Origin of the sequence: Sphingobium cupriresistens, from assembly GCF_004152865.1 — a bacterium.
GTDB lineage: Bacteria > Pseudomonadota > Alphaproteobacteria > Sphingomonadales > Sphingomonadaceae > Sphingobium > Sphingobium cupriresistens.
The window spans coordinates 153,088-169,625 of the sequence record NZ_SEOO01000002.1 but is presented as its reverse complement, the minus strand read 5'-3'; the positions used below and the strand labels follow the sequence as shown (position 1 = coordinate 169,625).

17 protein-coding genes are annotated in these 16,538 nt (G+C 65.7%); 10 read left to right on the top strand and 7 right to left on the bottom strand.

The window, feature by feature from the left end; all coding sequences use genetic code 11:
• Positions 1-24: 24 nt before the first annotated feature.
• From tsaD to EWH12_RS02100, 3 genes are read left to right on the top strand one after another with little or no spacing between them, the layout of a single operon-like run.
• Complete coding sequence (gene tsaD / locus EWH12_RS02110; RefSeq protein WP_129925546.1) at positions 25-1,059, top strand: tRNA (adenosine(37)-N6)-threonylcarbamoyltransferase complex transferase subunit TsaD; 1,035 nt, start codon at positions 25-27, stop codon at positions 1,057-1,059.
• The gene (locus EWH12_RS02105) at positions 1,056-2,027 is read left to right on the top strand and encodes an NAD(P)H-dependent glycerol-3-phosphate dehydrogenase (protein ID WP_129925545.1); all 972 of its coding nucleotides are present in this window, start codon (positions 1,056-1,058) and stop codon (positions 2,025-2,027) included. Before tsaD ends, EWH12_RS02105 begins: the two co-directional genes overlap by 4 nt.
• A gap of 45 nt (positions 2,028-2,072) precedes the next feature.
• A complete protein-coding gene (locus tag EWH12_RS02100; RefSeq protein ID WP_242495920.1) occupies positions 2,073-3,611 on the top strand; it encodes a lipopolysaccharide biosynthesis protein in 1,539 nt (512 codons plus the stop codon).
• Positions 3,612-3,659: 48 nt separating this feature from the next.
• Here the strand turns inward: EWH12_RS02100 and EWH12_RS02095 are convergent, their stop codons facing one another.
• Positions 3,660-4,682, bottom strand: coding sequence for an adenosine kinase (locus tag EWH12_RS02095; protein WP_066606960.1), 1,023 nt, complete (start codon positions 4,680-4,682; stop codon positions 3,660-3,662).
• 151 nt (positions 4,683-4,833) lie between these two features.
• On the opposite strand from EWH12_RS02095, the gene EWH12_RS02090 reads away from it, so the two are divergent.
• Together EWH12_RS02090 and EWH12_RS02085 are read left to right on the top strand one after the other, a co-directional pair.
• On the top strand, positions 4,834-5,499 hold the full coding sequence (locus EWH12_RS02090; protein WP_129925544.1) for an EI24 domain-containing protein: 666 nt from the start codon (positions 4,834-4,836) through the stop codon (positions 5,497-5,499).
• On the top strand, positions 5,496-5,861 hold the full coding sequence (locus EWH12_RS02085; RefSeq protein WP_066606965.1) for a hypothetical protein: 366 nt from the start codon (positions 5,496-5,498) through the stop codon (positions 5,859-5,861). Before EWH12_RS02090 ends, EWH12_RS02085 begins: the two co-directional genes overlap by 4 nt.
• A 412-nt stretch (positions 5,862-6,273) precedes the next feature.
• Here the strand turns inward: EWH12_RS02085 and gltX are convergent, their stop codons facing one another.
• Positions 6,274-7,602: a glutamate--tRNA ligase gene (gene gltX / locus EWH12_RS02080; protein ID WP_129925543.1), complete on the bottom strand. Its 1,329-nt coding sequence runs from the start codon at positions 7,600-7,602 to the stop codon at positions 6,274-6,276.
• Positions 7,603-7,702: 100 nt separating this feature from the next.
• Positions 7,703-9,364 (bottom strand): NAD+ synthase, encoded by a 1,662-nt coding sequence (locus EWH12_RS02075; RefSeq protein WP_066606969.1) that lies wholly within the window; start codon positions 9,362-9,364, stop codon positions 7,703-7,705.
• Positions 9,365-9,494: 130 nt separating this feature from the next.
• Between EWH12_RS02075 and EWH12_RS02070 the strand changes: the two genes are divergently transcribed.
• The gene (locus EWH12_RS02070; RefSeq protein ID WP_129925542.1) at positions 9,495-10,430 is read left to right on the top strand and encodes a ribose-phosphate pyrophosphokinase; all 936 of its coding nucleotides are present in this window, start codon (positions 9,495-9,497) and stop codon (positions 10,428-10,430) included.
• An 81-nt stretch (positions 10,431-10,511) separates the two neighbouring features.
• Here EWH12_RS02070 and EWH12_RS02065 read toward each other — a convergent pair whose 3' ends face one another.
• Entirely contained in the window at positions 10,512-10,748 is a 237-nt protein-coding gene (locus EWH12_RS02065; protein WP_066606974.1) for a hypothetical protein, read from the bottom strand.
• A 48-nt stretch (positions 10,749-10,796) separates the two neighbouring features.
• The gene (locus EWH12_RS02060) at positions 10,797-11,228 is read right to left on the bottom strand and encodes a VOC family protein (RefSeq protein WP_066606976.1); all 432 of its coding nucleotides are present in this window, start codon (positions 11,226-11,228) and stop codon (positions 10,797-10,799) included.
• Positions 11,229-11,293: 65 nt separating this feature from the next.
• Between EWH12_RS02060 and EWH12_RS02055 the strand changes: the two genes are divergently transcribed.
• Positions 11,294-12,088, top strand: coding sequence for an inositol monophosphatase family protein (locus EWH12_RS02055; protein ID WP_129925541.1), 795 nt, complete (start codon positions 11,294-11,296; stop codon positions 12,086-12,088).
• Between the two features lie 199 nt (positions 12,089-12,287).
• Here EWH12_RS02055 and EWH12_RS02050 read toward each other — a convergent pair whose 3' ends face one another.
• Both EWH12_RS02050 and EWH12_RS02045 read right to left on the bottom strand, forming a co-directional pair.
• Positions 12,288-12,701 carry a VOC family protein gene (locus EWH12_RS02050; protein WP_066606982.1) on the bottom strand — a complete coding sequence of 138 codons (414 nt, stop codon included), beginning with the start codon at positions 12,699-12,701 and terminating at the stop codon, positions 12,288-12,290.
• 55 nt (positions 12,702-12,756) lie between these two features.
• Positions 12,757-14,919 (bottom strand): AsmA family protein, encoded by a 2,163-nt coding sequence (locus EWH12_RS02045; RefSeq protein WP_129925540.1) that lies wholly within the window; start codon positions 14,917-14,919, stop codon positions 12,757-12,759.
• Positions 14,920-15,093: 174 nt separating this feature from the next.
• On the opposite strand from EWH12_RS02045, the gene rpmI reads away from it, so the two are divergent.
• The 3 genes from rpmI (at position 15,094) to EWH12_RS02030 (ending at position 16,474) form a co-directional block, all read left to right on the top strand.
• Positions 15,094-15,297: a 50S ribosomal protein L35 gene (gene rpmI / locus EWH12_RS02040; RefSeq protein WP_056690492.1), complete on the top strand. Its 204-nt coding sequence runs from the start codon at positions 15,094-15,096 to the stop codon at positions 15,295-15,297.
• 13 nt (positions 15,298-15,310) lie between these two features.
• Positions 15,311-15,673, top strand: a complete 363-nt coding sequence (gene rplT, locus EWH12_RS02035) for a 50S ribosomal protein L20 (protein WP_066606985.1) — start codon at positions 15,311-15,313, stop codon at positions 15,671-15,673.
• A gap of 183 nt (positions 15,674-15,856) precedes the next feature.
• On the top strand, positions 15,857-16,474 hold the full coding sequence (locus EWH12_RS02030; protein ID WP_129925539.1) for a LysE family translocator: 618 nt from the start codon (positions 15,857-15,859) through the stop codon (positions 16,472-16,474).
• Positions 16,475-16,538 lie beyond the last annotated feature (64 nt).

The window sequence follows — 16,538 nt, the reverse complement described above, 5'->3', positions numbered from 1 at the left end:
CACGGGCATTAGATGGAAGCGGCAATGACAATCATCCTTGGCCTGGAATCGAGCTGCGATGAAACCGCGGCGGCGCTGGTGAGCGCCGACGGCCGGATTCTCGCGCATCGCCTTGCCACGCAGGAGGAAGCGCACCGCCCCTATGGCGGCGTGGTGCCGGAAATCGCCGCCCGCGCCCATGTCGAGGCGCTCAGTCCCCTGATCGCCGCGGCGCTCGCCGACGCGAAGCTGACGCTGGCAGACGTGGACGTCATCGCCGCCACCGCCGGGCCGGGCCTGATCGGCGGGGTCATGGTCGGCCTCGTCACGGGCAAGGCGCTGGCCCATGCGGCGGGCAAGCCGCTGATCGCGGTCAATCATCTTGAAGGCCATGCCCTCTCGCCGCGCCTTGCCGATCCGACGCTACAATTCCCCTATCTGCTGCTGCTGGTGTCGGGCGGCCATTGCCAATTGCTTCATGTGAAGGGGCCGGGCGCCTATGTCCGCCTCGCCACCACCATCGACGATGCGGCCGGCGAAGCCTTCGACAAGACCGCCAAGCTGCTGGGGCTGGGCTATCCTGGCGGCCCTCAGGTGGAGAAGGCGGCCGCGCTGGGTGATCCCAAGGCCGTTCCCCTGCCGCGCCCGTTAATCCACACCGACGAACCGCATTTTTCCTTCGCGGGCCTCAAGAGCGCGGTGATGCGCGCAGTCCAGTCAGGCCAATATTCGACCGAGGATATCGCTGCGAGCTTTCAGCAGGCGGTGATCGATTGTCTGGTCGACCGCACCCGTCGCGCGCTGGGGCGAAGCGAGGGCGTCACCGCGCTGGTCGTGGCGGGCGGGGTCGCCGCCAACACATCCGTCCGCGCCGCGCTCGAATCGCTCGCCGCCGATCATGGCCTGCCCTTCGTCGCGCCGCCGCTCTGGCTGTGCACCGACAATGCGGCGATGATCGCCTGGGCCGGGGCGGAGCGCTATGCGGTCGGCCTGATCGACGATCTCACCTTCCCCGCCCGGCCGCGCTGGCCGCTCGACCCGGCGGCCGAAAAGGCGCGTGGCGCAGGAGTGAAAGCATGAAGGCAGGAGTCATCGGTGCGGGCGCCTGGGGCACGGCGCTGGCGCAATTGCTGGCCAGCGACGGCCAGCCGGTCGCGCTCTGGGCACTGGAGCCGGATGTAATCGACGCGATCAATGGGCGGCAGGAGAACCCGCTCTATCTCGCCAATATTCCGCTTTCAGCGTCGATCCGGGCGACGGGCGCCATGACCGACCTCGCGACCTGCGACCTGTTGCTGGTCGTCAGCCCCGCCCAGCATCTGCGCAGCGTCGTCGCCCAGGCCCCGGCCGGCGTGCCGCTTGTTCTCTGCTCCAAGGGGATCGAGGCGGGCACCAGTCTGTTGATGTCGGAGGTCGCGCAGCAGGCGCAGCCGACCTCGCCCATCGCGGTCCTGTCCGGCCCGACCTTCGCCCATGAAGTGGCGAAGGGCTTGCCGACCGCCATCACGCTGGCCTGCGAAGACCGGGCACTGGGCCAGCGCCTCGCCGCCCGCATCGCCCGCCCGTCCTTCCGCCCCTATTTGTCCGACGATGTCATCGGCGCGGAGATTGGCGGCGCGGTCAAGAATGTGCTCGCCATTGCGTGCGGCGTCGCGGAGGGCGCGGGTCTTGGCCTCAACGCCCGCGCCGCGCTCATCAGCCGCGGTTTCGCCGAAATGACCCGCTTCGGCCTGGCGCGCGGCGCGCGCCCCGAAACACTGGGCGGCCTGTCGGGGCTGGGCGATCTTGTCCTCACCTGCTCCTCCACCAATTCGCGCAACTTCTCGCTGGGCAAGGGGCTGGGCGAAGGAGCCAGCGCCGCCGCCCTGCTCGCCAACCGCCGCACCGTGGCGGAAGGGGCCTTCACCGCGCCGGTGCTGCGCGATGCCGCGCGCGCGGCGGGCGTGGAAATGCCGGTGGTGGAGGCGGTATGCGCGCTGCTCGCCGATGTCGCGCCGCTCGGCGCCGTGATCGACGCGCTGCTCGCGCGGCCGCTGCGGCCCGAATAAGCCGTCGCGCTCGCGCCCTATTGCCCGTACAACAGAAATAGAAACATGATGACGCAGGGGGTTCAGGGTTCGTTGGCGACGCCGGTATCGGGGACACAGGCATCCGCATCCAAGGATCAGGATGACATCGCCGCCCTGGCCAAGGGCGGGCGCACCAATATATTCGGCTTTCTGCTGCGGCTCGCCGCGCGGCTGCCCTTCCTGTTCATCGCGGGGCGGTGGTACGGGGCGGATGCGCTCGGCCGGTTCGCCTATGCCGTGCTGGTTGTCGAATTCGTGGCGCAACTGGCCACGCTGGGGTTGAAACGCGGCCTGGCCGGCGCGCTCAGCCAGACCGAACGGCCCCATGCCCATGTCGTGACCGACGCCATGGTCGTCACCTTGTTCGCCGCGCTGGTCGGCGCTGGCCTGCTGGTCGCCTTTCCCCAGGCGATGTTCCCCAATAGCGGCATTAACGGCCTCGACCGGTTGCTGGCGCTGGTCGTGATCGCCGTGGCGGGATCGGACGTGGCGCTGGCGGCCTGCGCCTATCGCTTCGACGTTGGCGCCACCGTGCGCGCGCGCTCGATCATCGAACCCTGGGCAATCAGCATCGGCGCTTTCGCCTTCGCCTTCTATTCGACCCGCGACGGCCTGATCCTCTCCTATGCCCTGTCGATGATCGCGGCGCTGGTCGCTTCGCTGATCCCGATGGCGCGCCATTATGGCCTGCCGCGGGGGTGGCGGCCCGATGGCGGGCGGCTCTGGCGGCTCGCCCGCCGCAACCTGCCGCTTGCAGCGGCCGACGGCGTCGAATGGGGGTCGCGCCGGCTCGACATGGCGATATTGGGCCTGTTCGTCAGCCCGGCGGTGATCGGCATCTATTATGTCGCCCAGCAGGTCGCGTCCTTGCCGCAGAAGCTCAAGACCAGCTTCGACCCCATTCTTGGCCCGGTCATCACCCGCAACCTAGCAGAAAACAACCTGGCCGGCATCGCCCGTCAGGTCAGCCAGGTCGGGTTCTGGATTATCGCGGCGCAGGCGGGCATCGCGCTCGCGCTCGGCATCCCCGGCGAAGCGGTGATGGGGCTTGTCGGCCCGCATTTCGTCGGCGGCACCGGCGCGCTCGCCTTCCTGCTGCTCGCCGAAGTGGTGGCGGCCACGGCGGTCGTCAGCGAATCGGCGCTGGTCTATATCGCCCGGCACCGCAACCTGATGATCTCGCTCGTCATGATCGGCTTGCAGGCGGCTTTCAGCTTCGCGCTGATCCTGTTGGCCCGCAGGATGGCCCTGCCGGTGATGTGGGTGGCCGCCGCGCCCGCGCTCGCGCTCTGCCTGGCGCTGGCGGTGGGGGCTTTCGTCAAAGCGCGGCTGCTCGCCCGGCTGCTCGATGCGCCGATCAATGCCTGGCGCTGGCCGCTGCTGAGCGCCGCGGGCGTCGCCTGCATCGTCGGCGCGGGCTTCGTCGCTCTGCCGCCGCGCCTCGAATGGGTCGAACTGGCGGTCGGCGTTTGGGCGATATTGGGCGCCTATGGCCTCGTCATATGGCGCTGGGGCTTCGGGTCCGACGACCGCGCACTGTTCCGCAAGCAAAAGGCCGAGTGACCCGATAGACAGGCCCGCCTCTCCAATGAGAAGCGGGCCTTGTCCATGTCAGGCGAACAGCGCGTCGCGGATCACGCCCAGATCGGCTTCCGGGCGCGCGCCCCAGTGGGAGATCACTTCGGCCGCCGCGGCCGCGCCCAGCGCCAGCGCATCTTCGACGCTGCGGCCGTCGATATGGGCCGCCAGGAAACCGGCGGCGAACAGGTCGCCCGCCCCGGTGGTGTCAACGATCTGCGCGACCGTCGCGGCCGGCGCTTCGTGGCGCACGCCATCGACCATCGCGACGGCGCCCTTTTCGCTGCGAGTCGACACCAGCACCGGCACCTTGTCGGCGAAGCGGGACAGCGCTTTGTCGAAATCGTCGATCTGGGCGAGCGACTGAATCTCGCCCTCGTTGGAGAAGAGGATGTCGATCATCCCCTGATCGATCAGGTCGATGAAATCGCCGCGATGCCGGTCGATCACGAAATTGTCCGACAGCGTGAAGGCGACCTTGCGCCCTGCGCCGCGCGCCGCGTCGATCGCCGCCCGCATCGCCGCGCGCGGCTGCTCCGGATCCCACAGATAGCCTTCCAGATACAGGATTTTGGCCGACCGGATGAGGTCGAAATCCACTGCCGCTTCCGGCAGGAATTGCGACGCGCCCAAGAAGGTGTTCATCGTCCGCTGAGCGTCCGGGGTCACCAGGATCAGGCAGCGCGCGGTCGGCACTTGTCCGTGCATGACCGGCGTGTCGAAGCGGATGCCCAGAGCATGAATGTCATGGGCGAAGACCGCGCCCAACTGATCGTCGTTCACCTGGCCGATGAAGCCACATTTTTTCCCCAGCGCGGCAAGGCCCGCCAACGTGTTGGCGGCCGATCCGCCGCTAATTTCCTTCGCCTGCGGCATGTCGGCGTAGAGCGTCTCCGCCATGGCGGCGTCGATCAACTGCATCCCGCCCTTGGTCAGCGCATGTTGCGCCAGGAAGGCGTCTTCGCTGCGCGCGAGCACGTCGACGATGGCGTTGCCGATGGCGACAATGTCGAGCGTGGCGGCCGGGATTTCCTGGGGCGTGGAGGATGCGGTCACGCAATATCCTTATGCAAAAAAGGGGATGGGGAAGAAATTGCGCTGTCTCTACCGGCCAGTTCGCCCCCATGCAACCTGCGCCCGCGTGCAAGCGCAGTCCGTGCAACCGCGCCGATTGACCTTGCGCCCGTGCGGGCGGATAGACAGGACCATGGTCCTGACCGCCGCCCTGCGCGCCTTTCCTTCCCTCTTCCATGGCGCGGCGCTGCGCCTGCTGTTCAAGACGCTGGTGCTGACGCTGCTGATCTTCGCAGGATCGGCCGGGGCGCTATGGGCCGGGTTTCATGCGCTGCGGCTGCATTTCGGCTGGGGCGGCGGCGGCATCGCCGAAGCGACCGCCACGGCGCTGCTGATGGTGGGCGCGGGCTGGCTGCTGTTCCGCGCGGTGGCGATGGCGGTGATGGGCCTGTTCGCCGACGACATTATCGAAGCGGTGGAGCGGGATAGTTACCCCCAGGCGGCGCTCGCTGCCCGGCCGGTGGGCTGGGCGCGCAGCCTGCGCTTCGCGTTCGCCTCGCTGGCGCGCACGCTGGGCTGGAACCTTCTGGCGCTGCCCGCCTATATCCTGTTGCTGGTGACAGGAGTGGGGACGATCGGGCTGTTCCTGATGGTCAACGCCTATCTGCTGGGTCGCGACATGGCCGACATGGTGGAACCGCGTCATCCCGCCCTCCAGCCGCTGTCGCGCGGCAGCCGGTGGCTTTTGGGGCTCGTTTCGGCGCTTGCGTTCCTGATCCCGCTGGTCAACCTGCTTGCGCCGATCTGGAGCGCGGCTATGGCCGTGCATATGTTGCTTGGGCGAAAGACATCCGCATGAATTTCCGACCTTTTATGACGGCATTGTGCCTGCCGCTGGCCGCCTGCGGTGGCGGCGTCGTGCCCAGGGGCAATTATGCCCCGCCGCCGGCCGGCCCGCCGGCCAGCGCCTTCATGAAGCAGGGGCCGCTAATGGGGTCGGACGCGCGCGCGCTGACGCAGATGTTCGGCCAGCCCCGGCTCGACATTCGCGAAACCACGGTGCGCAAACTGCAGTTCGCCAATGGCCGCTGCATACTCGACGCCTATCTCTATGCGCCCGCACGGGGCAAGGAACCGGTGGTCACCCATGTTGATGCGCGCAGCCCGGTGGGCGCAGATGTCGATCCGGCGGCGTGCGCAAGCGCGCTGCAGGGGAAATAGCGAGCCACACAGGGTCACAGGCGCGAAGTTCACACCGTCGATGGGCTTTTCCGGGCAATAGCGGCGGCAAAGCCCTGGCCATATAGCGGCAGAGTAAGGGACGGGTCACGCCGGGGTCAAACCGACGCGCCTGTAGGGTCACGGCGAAGCGCTCGCCGCGCGACGTCGCCGCCGGAGAGAAGAGGAGGGATGCGCCAAGCCTCTCATCGGGACGTTTGCAAGAGCGAGGTAAGCGAGAGGCTGATGCGGGACAGCGCGCTTGCGGCATCTCCCCTCTCATCATGCCTGGCTTGACCCGGCATTTCGCCATTTTTCCGAAGCGCCCCAAGCGCAGCGGTATCTCTACCTAAGCCTGTCCTGAGCCAATCGACGTAGCCGGGATGACGAAAAATGTCATCCCGGCCCCCCCCCCTCAGGATCGCAGGCGCGCCAAGGCCTCTTCCCGGCCGATCAGCGGGAGAAACTGGCCCATGTCGGGACCGTGATCCAGCCCGGTCAGCGCGCGGCGGAGGGGGAGGAAGAGGGTCTTGCCCTTGCGGCCGGTCGCATCCTTCAGCCCCCCCGTCAGCGTGCGCCAGATGTCGGCGTCGAAGGCGGCGTTCGACAGGATGCCGTGAGCGGCGGCGAGGAAATCATGGTCTTCCTCCGCTGGCGCGGGCGCGTCTATCGGACCGGTGACGATGCGCCACCAGTCGGCCGCGTCGGCAACCGTTTCCAGATTGGGGCGGATGGCGGTCCAGGCGGCTTCGTCCATGCCCTGGGGCAGGCGATCGGCGACAGCCTCAAAGGGAAGGAGATGGACGATTTTCTGGTTGAGGGTCGCCAGTTCGGCTTCATCGAAGCGCGCGGGGGCGCGGCCGAAATGGGCGAAGTCGAAACTGTCGATCAACGGCTGGATATCCGCGAAGGGTTCGATGGGCTGCGAACTGCCGAGGCGAGCGAGCAGCGAGGCCACGCTCATGGCTTCGAGGCCGATCTCGCGGAAATGGGCGACGCCGAGCGAACCGAGGCGCTTGGACAGCTTGCCTTCGCTGCCGGTCAGCAGCGCTTCATGGGCGAAGGCGGGGAGTGGCGCGCCCAAGGCAGTGAACATCTGAATCTGGGTCGCGGTGTTGGAGACATGATCCTCGCCGCGCAGGACATGGGTGACGCCCATGGCGACGTCGTCGATCACCGAGGGGAGCATGTAGAGCCAGGAGCCGTCGGCGCGGCGGATCACCGGATCCGACAGCAATTTCGGGTCGAAGCGCTGGTCGCCGCGGATGAGGTCGGTCCAGACGATCGGCTGCTCATGGTCCAGCTTGAAGCGCCAATGGGGGGGGCGGCCTTCGGCTTCATAAGCGGCGATCTGATCGGGGGTCAGCGACAGGGCGGCGCGGTCATAGACCGGCGGCAGGCCGCGGCCGAGCAGGATCTTGCGGCGCAGGTCGAGTTCCTGGGCGGTTTCATAGGCGGGATAGACATGGCCCGATGCTTTCAGCGCTTCGAACCGGGATTCGTAGAGGGCGAAACGGTCCGACTGTTTTTCCTCGCCGTCCCAATGGAGGCCGAGCCAATGGAGGTCCGCCTTGATGCCGTCCGCATATTCGGGGCGCGAGCGTTCGAGATCGGTATCGTCGAGGCGCAGCAGGAATTGCCCGCCGCTCTTGCGCGCCCACAGCCAGTTGTGGAGCGCGGCGCGGATATTGCCGACGTGGAGGTGGCCGGTCGGCGACGGGGCGAAGCGGGTGATGACGGTCATGATTGGTCCTAAACCCGTTCGGTTCGCGCGTAGCATAGTCACTTCGCTTCGCTCAGTGCAGGGCTTCGCCTTCGCTCGGCCCGAACGGCCTGTGTGTTGCCTATATCGTGCGAAAGCCGTTGGTGATCGGGTAGCGGCGGTCGCGGCCGAAATTGCGGATGCCCAGTTTGACGCCGGGGGGCGATTGGCGGCGCTTATATTCGGCGATGTAGAGGAGGCGCTCGATCCGGGCGACGGTGTCCTTCTCGAAACCGCGCTCGACCAGTTGATCGACCGACAATTCCTCCTCGACGAGTCCGTAGAGGATCGGATCAAGAATCTCATAGGGCGGCAGGCTGTCGTCATCGCGCTGATTGTCGCGCAGTTCGGCGCTGGGCGGCTTGGTGATGACCCGTTCGGGCATCACCGGACCTTCCGGCCCGATGCCAAGACCGAGCGACGGGACATTTTCGTTGCGCCAGCGGCACAGGTCGAAAACGGTCGTCTTATAGGCGTCCTTCAGCACCGAATAGCCGCCCGCCATGTCGCCATAGATAGTGGCATAGCCGACCGACATCTCGCTCTTGTTGCCGGTGGTCAGCAGCATATGGCCATATTTGTTGGACAGGGCCATCAAGGTCACGCCGCGAATGCGCGACTGGATATTCTCTTCGGTCAGGTCGCGCTGGCGACCCTCGAAGACGGGCGCCAGCATCGTGTCGAAGGCGGCGACGGCCGGTTCGATGGGAATGGTGTCGTAGCGGACGCCCAGCAGGCGCGCGCATTCCACCGCATCGTCCAGACTGTCCTGGCTGGTGAAGCGCGAGGGCATCATCACGCACCAGACGCGGTCGGGGCCGAGCGCATCGACGGCCACGGCGGCGGACAGGGCGGAATCGATGCCCCCCGAAAGGCCCAGCACCACGCCGGGAAAGCGGTTGCGGTTCACATAGTCGCGCAGGCCAAGGACCATGGCGTTGTAGATGTCGGCCGGGCGCGGATCGAGGTCATGCTGCTCGCCGGGCAGGCAGACCCACTGGCCGTCCCATTTCTCCCATTGCGTCAGCACCAGCGCCTCTTCCCAATCGGGCAGTTGCTGGGCGATGCCAAGGTCTCCGTTCATGACGAAGGACGCGCCGTCGAACACCAGTTCGTCCTGTCCGCCGACGCGGTTGAGATAGACCAGAGGCAGGCCGGTTTCGCGGACGCGGGTGCCGGCGACGGCGTTCAGGCGGCGATCGTCCTTGTCCACCTCATAGGGACTGCCATTGGGGCTGATGAGGATTTCCGCGCCTTCGCTGCGCAGATGCGCGGTGACGAAGGGGAACCAGATATCCTCGCAGATCGGCACGCCGATCTTGACGCCCTTGAAATCGATCGGCGCGGGCAGCGGTCCGGGGGCGAACAGGCGCTTTTCATCGAAGGTGCCGTAATTGGGCAGTTCGCGCTTTTGCCGGATCGCGGTGACAGCGCCGTTTTCCAGCAGGGCGACGACGTTGAAGAGGACGCCCTGCGCCGCAACGACGGTGCCGACCAGCATCGCCGGGCCGCCATCGGCGGTTTCCTGCGCCAGCCGGTCGAGCTGATAATTGGCCTGGGTGACCAAGGCGGGCTTCAAGACCAGATCTTCGGGCGGATAGCCGATCAGTTGCAGTTCGGGATAGACGATAAGGTCGGCGCCCGTCGCCCGCGCGCGCCATTCCAGCATGGCGTCGGCATTGGCCGCAAGGTCGCCCACGGACTGGGTCATCTGCGCGAGCGCGATCACGAGTTTGTCGGTCATGTCCGCGCCCTAGTCCATTTTTGGGGCTGGCGCAAAAGCGCCTTTCCACATTGGACATGCCCGGCTAAAGGGACCGCGTTTCGCGCATCGTCATCCATTCGTCACGCCAATCAGCCTGGGGTTTTTCGCCATGAAACTCATGACCGGCAATTCCAATAAGCCGCTCGCGGCCGCTATCGCCGACTATATCGAAATCCCCCTGACCGACGTCAGCGTCCGTCGTTTCGCCGACGAAGAAGTTTTCGTGGAAATTCATGAGAATGTCCGCGGCGAAGACGTGTTCGTGATCCAATCGACGGCCTATCCGACCAACGACAATCTGATGGAATTGCTGATCATGATCGATGCGCTGAAACGCGCTTCGGCCAAGCGAATCACCGCCGTCGTCCCCTATTTCGGCTATGCCCGGCAGGACCGCAAGCCCGGCCCGCGCACGCCGATCAGCGCCAAGCTGGTCGCCAACCTCATCACCACCGCCGGCGCCGACCGCGTCTTGTCGGTCGACCTGCACGCCGGGCAGATCCAGGGCTTTTTCGACATTCCGACCGACAATCTGTTCGGCGCGCCGGTGATGTCGGCCGACATCCAGGCGCGCTTCGGCGACAAGAATATCATGGTCGTGTCCCCCGACGTGGGCGGCGTGGTGCGCGCCCGCGCGCTGGCCAAGCGGCTCGACAACGCCCCGCTCGCCATCGTCGACAAGCGCCGCGAGCGCGCCGGCGAATCCGAAGTGATGAACATCATCGGCGATGTGTCAGGCCGTTTCTGCATCCTGATCGACGATATCGTCGATTCGGCTGGCACGCTGTGCAACGCCGCCGCGGCTTTGAAAGCGCAGGGCGCAGAGGGCGTGATCGCCTATGTCAGCCATGGCGTGCTGTCGGGCGGCGCAGTCGCACGCGTCGATGCGTCGGAACTGCTGGAACTGGTCATCACCGATTCGATCCAGGGCACCGAGGCGGTGAACACGTCCCGGCGCATACGCCACTTGCCCATCGCCCCGCTGCTGGGCGAGGCGATCAAGCGGATCGCGGACGAGAGTTCGGTTTCCAGCCTGTTCGACTGAAAGGAGAATGGGCTGGCGAACGATCCGGGGGATCGTTCGACCGAAACTCCGTCGGTGTCCAGCCTGTTCGAACGAGGATGGTCAGGCCGCCGGGAGCATCACCAGCGGCACCGTCAGGATCATGACCAGCGCGATGACGATGCGCTGGCCGCGCGAAATGCCCAGCGGCTTTTCGCGCCAGAGCATCGGGCAGGCGAGCAGCGCAAAGCCGATCGCCAGATTGGACAACGCCACCGAGCCGCCGACCGGCATATCCTGCCGCAAGGCGAGGCCCCCAAACAGGCCGACGAAACTCAGGAACCAGCCGATCAGCGCCATGCGCCCCCCTTTGACGATGAAGGATAGAACGGTCGGGTTGCCGAAGGCTTAATCGGAGATGGGCGCCCAGGGATCGTAGCTGCCGAAGCTCCAGACATTGCCCTCCGGGTCGAGCGCGGTGTAGCCGCGGCCGGGATAGCCGTCATTGGCCTGCGGTTCCTGCACCACCACCGCGCCTTCGTTGCGGGCGTGGAGGCAATGGCCGTCAGGATCGGGCACGACGATATAGACGCAGGCGGTGATGCCGCCCAGGTCGCGCGCCGTGGACCAGGTATAGAGCGATTCGCCCTCCATATCCCTGACGCTGCCTAACATCACCATGCCGCCGCCGAGCACCAGCTGGGCGTGGTGGATAATGGTCGGGTCGGCATCGTCGGGATAGACGGCGTGGCGCGCAAAACCGAAGGCGGCGCACAGGAAATCGATGGCGGCGGGGGCGTTGGCATAGCGCAGGCATGGAATGACGGGCGAACCGGGCATTTTCCTCTCCTTCTCTTGCGCCGTTCAGTCTAGCGCAACGGGGACGCAACCGCTAGGCGAAGGGCATGACAACCCGCGACGACCTGGCCCTTGCCAACCGCCTTGCCGACGCCGCTGCGGCTGCGATCCGCCCCTTTTTCCGCGCCCGTTACGACATGGAGTTTAAAGCGGACAAATCGCCGGTGACGGAGGCCGACCGCGCCGCCGAGGCCGCGATCCGCGCGATATTGGAAAAGGAACGGCCGGGCGACGGCATCATCGGCGAGGAATATGGATCGGTCCGCGAAGATGCCGAGCGGGTGTGGATCCTCGATCCGATCGACGGGACGCGCAGCTTCATTGCGGGGCGGCCGATATTCGGCACGCTGATCGCGCTGACGCAGGATGGATGGCCGACCATCGGCATCATCGACCAGCCGATCGCGCGCGAGCGCTGGGCCGGGATGAGCGGGCAGCCCACGACATTCAACGGCAAGCCGGTGCGCACGCGGGCGTGCAAGGCGCTGGAGGGCGCCGGCATCGCCACCACCAGCCCGCATCTGTTCGGCGAGGGCGACGTCCCCGCCTATATGGCGCTGGTCGCCGCCGTATCGGGCGGGTCGCCGCGCCAGGGGCCAGTCTATGGCGGGGACTGCTATAATTACGGCCTGCTGGCGTCGGGCTTCCTGGACATCGTCATCGAATCGGGCCTGCAAAGCTATGACTTCGCCGCTCTGGTGCCAGTGGTCGAGGGCGCGGGCGGGCTGATGTGCGACTGGAATGGCGAGCCGTTGACGGCGGACAGCGAAGGCCATGTGCTGGCGCTGGGCGATCCGGCGCGGCTGGAGGATGTGCTGGAGGCGCTAGTGGTCCGATTCTGACATTTGCTACCCTATCCGATGGGGCGTGCTCAAATGTCAGAATCTTTACGGACCACTAGCAATCTTTTGCTTCTAGTGGATTTTGCGATTTTGACATTTGCAGACCCAGCCCAACCGCCAAGGGATGCAAATGTCAAAATCAATCCACTAGGCAGCGCGCCGCACGCCCATCATCACCCGGATCACTGATCGCGCAGCGTCAATCCTTCACCGGGCCGCCAATCGACCAGATATGGCCGAACGGATCGACCAACTGGCCGTAGCGCGCGCCCCAATATTGATTATCGAGGGGAAAGCGGATGCTGGCCCCGGCATTGACCGCGCGGCGCCACCATAGGTCGGCATCATCGACCTCCAGATGGAGGGTGACGGCGGCGGGCGGCGGCATCGGTTCGCCATTGGCCATCTCATGAAAATGGTCGTTCAGCATTAAGGCACCGTCGTTGATGCTGAGATGGGCATGCATGAGCCGTTGGCCGTCGTCGGCCAGATGCCGGCTCTGTTCAGTGGCGCCGAAGGCTTTGGCGTAGAAGGCGATCGCTTCGCCCGCACGGCCATCGGCGATGGTGAGATGCGGGGTGACCCCCGGCATGACGAATGGCGTGTCGCTCATGGCCCTCTCCTCCTTCGAGTCGTTACGGGCACAGGATAGACGCTGTGGGGTGCGATCAGAAGATGCCTAGGAATTTCTTGTCCTGGCGCTTTTGCTCGCCTTTGCTGCCCCTGCCCTTCTCATCCTTGGCCGTGGTGCCGCGGCCGACATCGTCGCGGGGTTGACCGCGCTTGGTGCGCTGCGCCTGGGCGCTCGCCCCTGCCAGGATGGGACCGCAGGCCGCGCCCTTCGCATCACCCGAATCGACGAAGGCCAGCAGCGACGCGATCGGCGTGCCGACCACGCCCAGCGCCAGCGCCGCGCCGCCACGGGTCAGCAGTTCGGGGCTGACGACATTGATGCCAGGCCGCGCGAAATAGCCGTTGATGCCGATCGGCGACTGGCCGGAAAAGAGGCTGATCTTCTTGCCATCGGCGCGGAAGGCGAGGTCGAGGCTCTCATTCCTGAACGAGAAGCCGCCGCGGCCGATCATCACATTCTTCTTCGTGTCGATCAGGATCGGGTCGGCGGCCGCCACGCCGTTGCGGACGGTGAAGGCGATCAGGCCGCAGTTGATCTCCACCGGCTGTTTCAATTTGCCGGAGAACATCTTGGTGACGAAGGTGCCGACATCGAGTTCGGACAGTTGGACATTGCGCGCCCACATCGACCCGGCGGGCAGGATGACGGCGATGCGGCCATTGGCGGTCGCGAGCGAATCATGGAGCGTGTCGCCCAGTCCGGTCATCTGCACGCGGCCCTTAATCGTGCCGGTCGTGCCCGATTGTTCGACACCCCAGCGGGCGAGCAACGTGCCCATCGGGGTGGGGGCCATGCGGATGTCGTAGCTGGTCTTCACCGGCGCGCCGCGGGCGTTGATCTCTATGTCGGATGCGACATGGCCGCCGGACATGTCGAAGCTGAGCGGCGACAGGGTCAGCAGACTGCGGTCGAGTTTCAGGGTCAGGGCGATGGCGGAGATGGGGACATGCTGCGCCCGGACGCGCTTGACGCTATAGCTGACATTCGCGTCGAAATTGCGGATCGCCTCCACCCGCAACGGCGCGTCGGGCAGCAGGCGCGGCGTGCCCTGCACGGTTTCGATCGCGCCGGCAGCGCCCTGCTTCTCGATCTTGTCGGGATCATAGCCGAAAAAGGGCGCGGCATCGACGATGTCGAGCGTCTGGGTCGCCAGGTCCGCCTTAAGCAGCAGCCGATTATTGGGCAGCGACGCGGTGAAACTGCCTGCCAGGTCGCTGGCGCCAAAACGACCCTTCAAATGGGTGAAGCGCCATTCTTCGCCCACCTTGGTCAGGGCCGAGGTGAAACGATAGGGCCGCGTATCAGGGATGGCCGCGCCCAGAAAATCGAACAACAGGCTGAGATTGGGACCGCGCGTGACAAGGCGCAGGTCGCTGCCTTCCAATTCGGTTGCGCCACGCAGCGTGCCGGCGACATCCACGATCGTCGCGCCGGCCTGCGCGCGCATTTGCAGGCTGTTCTTGCCGCGCGACACCGTGGCGTTGGGGGAAAGGAGGCTGCCCTTGAGCGTGAAGGGCTTGTCCCTCATGCGGCCGGTGCCCGACAGGCGCACGTCGCTGGCGAAGCGGGTGTCGCGCGCCCGGACCGTCTCGAATCCGATGTCGGCGTTCAATTGCATCCGCGGATCGCGGTAGCGCAGGGTGGTTCCCGCCAGCTTCGCCTGGGTTATCAGCGGGAAGACCATGGGTTTGCCCTCCACATTTGGATCACCCAGCGTCCATGTATTATGCCGGTGATCGCGCGACCATTCCAGATCGACCGCGCCGTTGCGCAATTCCAGCCAGGGCAGGCGGACCTTGTCGGCAAACAGCAAGCTGAGCGGCGCGATGCGCGCGTCGATCAGGTCGGCGCGGAACAAGGCGGGCTGGCTGGCCCAGGGCAGGTTGCCGATACGCGCTTTTTCCGCCAGGAATTTGATGCTGATCGGGGCGAAATAGAGCTGGAAATCGCCCTCTACCCGCACTTCGCGTTGCAGGCGTTTGCCCACTATCTGTTCAAAGGAGCCTTTGAGAAAGCGGCCCTTGGTGATGAACAGGATCAGCCAGATCGCGAAGAGGAAGCCGATGATGGCCAGGAGGAGGCGGACGGGCCATGGCAGCCGGCGCCACCGTTCGCGCAGCGCGGTCGCGTGCGCGCGATAGCCCGCGCGCGGCGCGGCGGCCGCATGTTCCGTGATATGCACATCGCTATCGACCATGGCGGCCTCAACGCCCCGGCGGGGCAAATGGCTCCGGGCGGGCAGTTACGCGAATCGCTTGCCTTTGCGCGCATGTGGCCCTATGCGCGCCGTTCGCGATATTCAGTGAGACCGCCCGGCTAACTAGGGCTGCCGGGGCTGTCTGTAATCGTCGCGCCAGATAAGGAGACGAAAATGCCCAAGATGAAGACCAAGAGCGGTGTGAAGAAGCGCTTCAAGTTCACCGCGACCGGCAAGGTCAAGCACGGCGTCGCTGGCAAGCGTCACCGCCTGATCAGCCACAATGCCAAATATATTCGCCAGAACCGCGGTACGTCCGTCCTGTCGGATTCGGATGTTGCCCATGTGCGCCTCTGGGCGCCCTACGGCCTGAAGTAAGGAGTAGAGGCACATGGCACGCGTAAAACGTGGTGTAACCACCAAGGCGAAGCATAAGCGGTTGCTGGTTCAGGCGAAGGGCTATTATGGCCGTCGCAAGAACACGATCCGCGTCGCTCGCCAGGCCGTCGAAAAGGCCGGCCAGTACGCTTATCGCGATCGCAAGGTCAAGAAGCGCAGCTTCCGTGGTCTGTGGATCCAGCGCATCAACGCGGGTGTCCGCGCTGAAGGCCTGACCTATTCGCAGTTCATGCATGGCCTGAAGCTGGCTGGCGTCGAACTGGACCGCAAGGTCCTGGCCGACATTGCGATGCACGAAGGCGAGGCGTTTAGCGCCATCATCGCCCAGGCGAAGGCTGCGCTGCCCGCAGCCTGAACCAGTCGATCGCAAGATCGTCAAAGGGGCGCCGGGGCAGATGCTTCCGGCGCCCTTTTTTGTTTTGGCGGATGTGACCAAGACCCGTTCGTTTCGAGCGAAGTCGAGAAACGCCCGCGCAAACGCTTCTCGACTTCGCTCGAAATGAACGGAGAGGGGAAGCTCAGCCAAAAGGCGCATTCCATGTCGCTGCATCTGTGGTGGTTGTACGTTACGGCGGTTTTCCTGATATCGGCCACGCCCGGCCCCAATATGTTGCATGTGATGACGCAGAGCATCGCCCATGGCCCGCGCAAGGCGACCGCCACGATGGCGGGCCTGATGAGCGCAGTGCTACTGTGCCTGATCGCGTCCGCGCTGGGCCTGGGGGCCCTGCTCAAGGCGTCGCCGCGGCTGTTCGACATATTGCGCTATGCCGGCGTCGCCTATCTGGTGTGGCTCGGCATCAAGGCGTGGCGCGCGCCGGTGGGCGACAGCGAGGCGAGCGCCACCAACGCCCGTTCCGTGCGCGCCCTCTATGGCACCGGGCTGCTGACGGGGCTGGCCAATCCCAAGCTCATCATCTTCGCCGCGGCGCTCTTTCCCCAATTTATCGAGCTGGACCGGCCCTTCTGGCTGCAGCTTGCGATCCTGATCGCCAGTTTCGTGGTTATCGAAAGCTTCTGGTACGCCGTCTACGCGCTGGGTGGCCTGCGCCTGGCGCGCTGGTTGGCGCCGGCGAACCGGCAGACGCTGTTCAACCGCGGCACCGGATTGATGTTCATCGGCTTTGGCGGGGCGTTGCTGGGGGCGCGGGCTTAAGCTTTCCAGGCCCGCCCCTTTCCTTGAGCGCCCGGCGTCGCTAAGGCCGCGGGCATGTTTCCGC

Bases quoted from the DNA above. Each gene is read 5' to 3' on its own strand.
- tsaD (WP_129925546.1), top strand. From the start codon at position 25: ATGACAATCATCCTTGGCCTGGAATCGAGCTGCGATGAAACCGCGGCG.
- EWH12_RS02105 (WP_129925545.1), top strand. From the start codon at position 1,056: ATGAAGGCAGGAGTCATCGGTGCGGGCGCCTGGGGCACGGCGCTGGCG.
- EWH12_RS02100 (WP_242495920.1), top strand. From the start codon at position 2,073: ATGATGACGCAGGGGGTTCAGGGTTCGTTGGCGACGCCGGTATCGGGG.
- EWH12_RS02090 (WP_129925544.1), top strand. From the start codon at position 4,834: ATGGTCCTGACCGCCGCCCTGCGCGCCTTTCCTTCCCTCTTCCATGGC.
- EWH12_RS02085 (WP_066606965.1), top strand. From the start codon at position 5,496: ATGAATTTCCGACCTTTTATGACGGCATTGTGCCTGCCGCTGGCCGCC.
- gltX (WP_129925543.1), bottom strand. From the start codon at position 7,602: ATGACCGTCATCACCCGCTTCGCCCCGTCGCCGACCGGCCACCTCCAC.
- EWH12_RS02075 (WP_066606969.1), bottom strand. From the start codon at position 9,364: ATGACCGACAAACTCGTGATCGCGCTCGCGCAGATGACCCAGTCCGTG.
- EWH12_RS02070 (WP_129925542.1), top strand. From the start codon at position 9,495: ATGAAACTCATGACCGGCAATTCCAATAAGCCGCTCGCGGCCGCTATC.
- EWH12_RS02065 (WP_066606974.1), bottom strand. From the start codon at position 10,748: ATGGCGCTGATCGGCTGGTTCCTGAGTTTCGTCGGCCTGTTTGGGGGC.
- EWH12_RS02060 (WP_066606976.1), bottom strand. From the start codon at position 11,228: ATGCCCGGTTCGCCCGTCATTCCATGCCTGCGCTATGCCAACGCCCCC.
- EWH12_RS02055 (WP_129925541.1), top strand. From the start codon at position 11,294: ATGACAACCCGCGACGACCTGGCCCTTGCCAACCGCCTTGCCGACGCC.
- EWH12_RS02050 (WP_066606982.1), bottom strand. From the start codon at position 12,701: ATGAGCGACACGCCATTCGTCATGCCGGGGGTCACCCCGCATCTCACC.
- EWH12_RS02045 (WP_129925540.1), bottom strand. From the start codon at position 14,919: ATGGTCGATAGCGATGTGCATATCACGGAACATGCGGCCGCCGCGCCG.
- rpmI (WP_056690492.1), top strand. From the start codon at position 15,094: ATGCCCAAGATGAAGACCAAGAGCGGTGTGAAGAAGCGCTTCAAGTTC.
- rplT (WP_066606985.1), top strand. From the start codon at position 15,311: ATGGCACGCGTAAAACGTGGTGTAACCACCAAGGCGAAGCATAAGCGG.
- EWH12_RS02030 (WP_129925539.1), top strand. From the start codon at position 15,857: ATGTCGCTGCATCTGTGGTGGTTGTACGTTACGGCGGTTTTCCTGATA.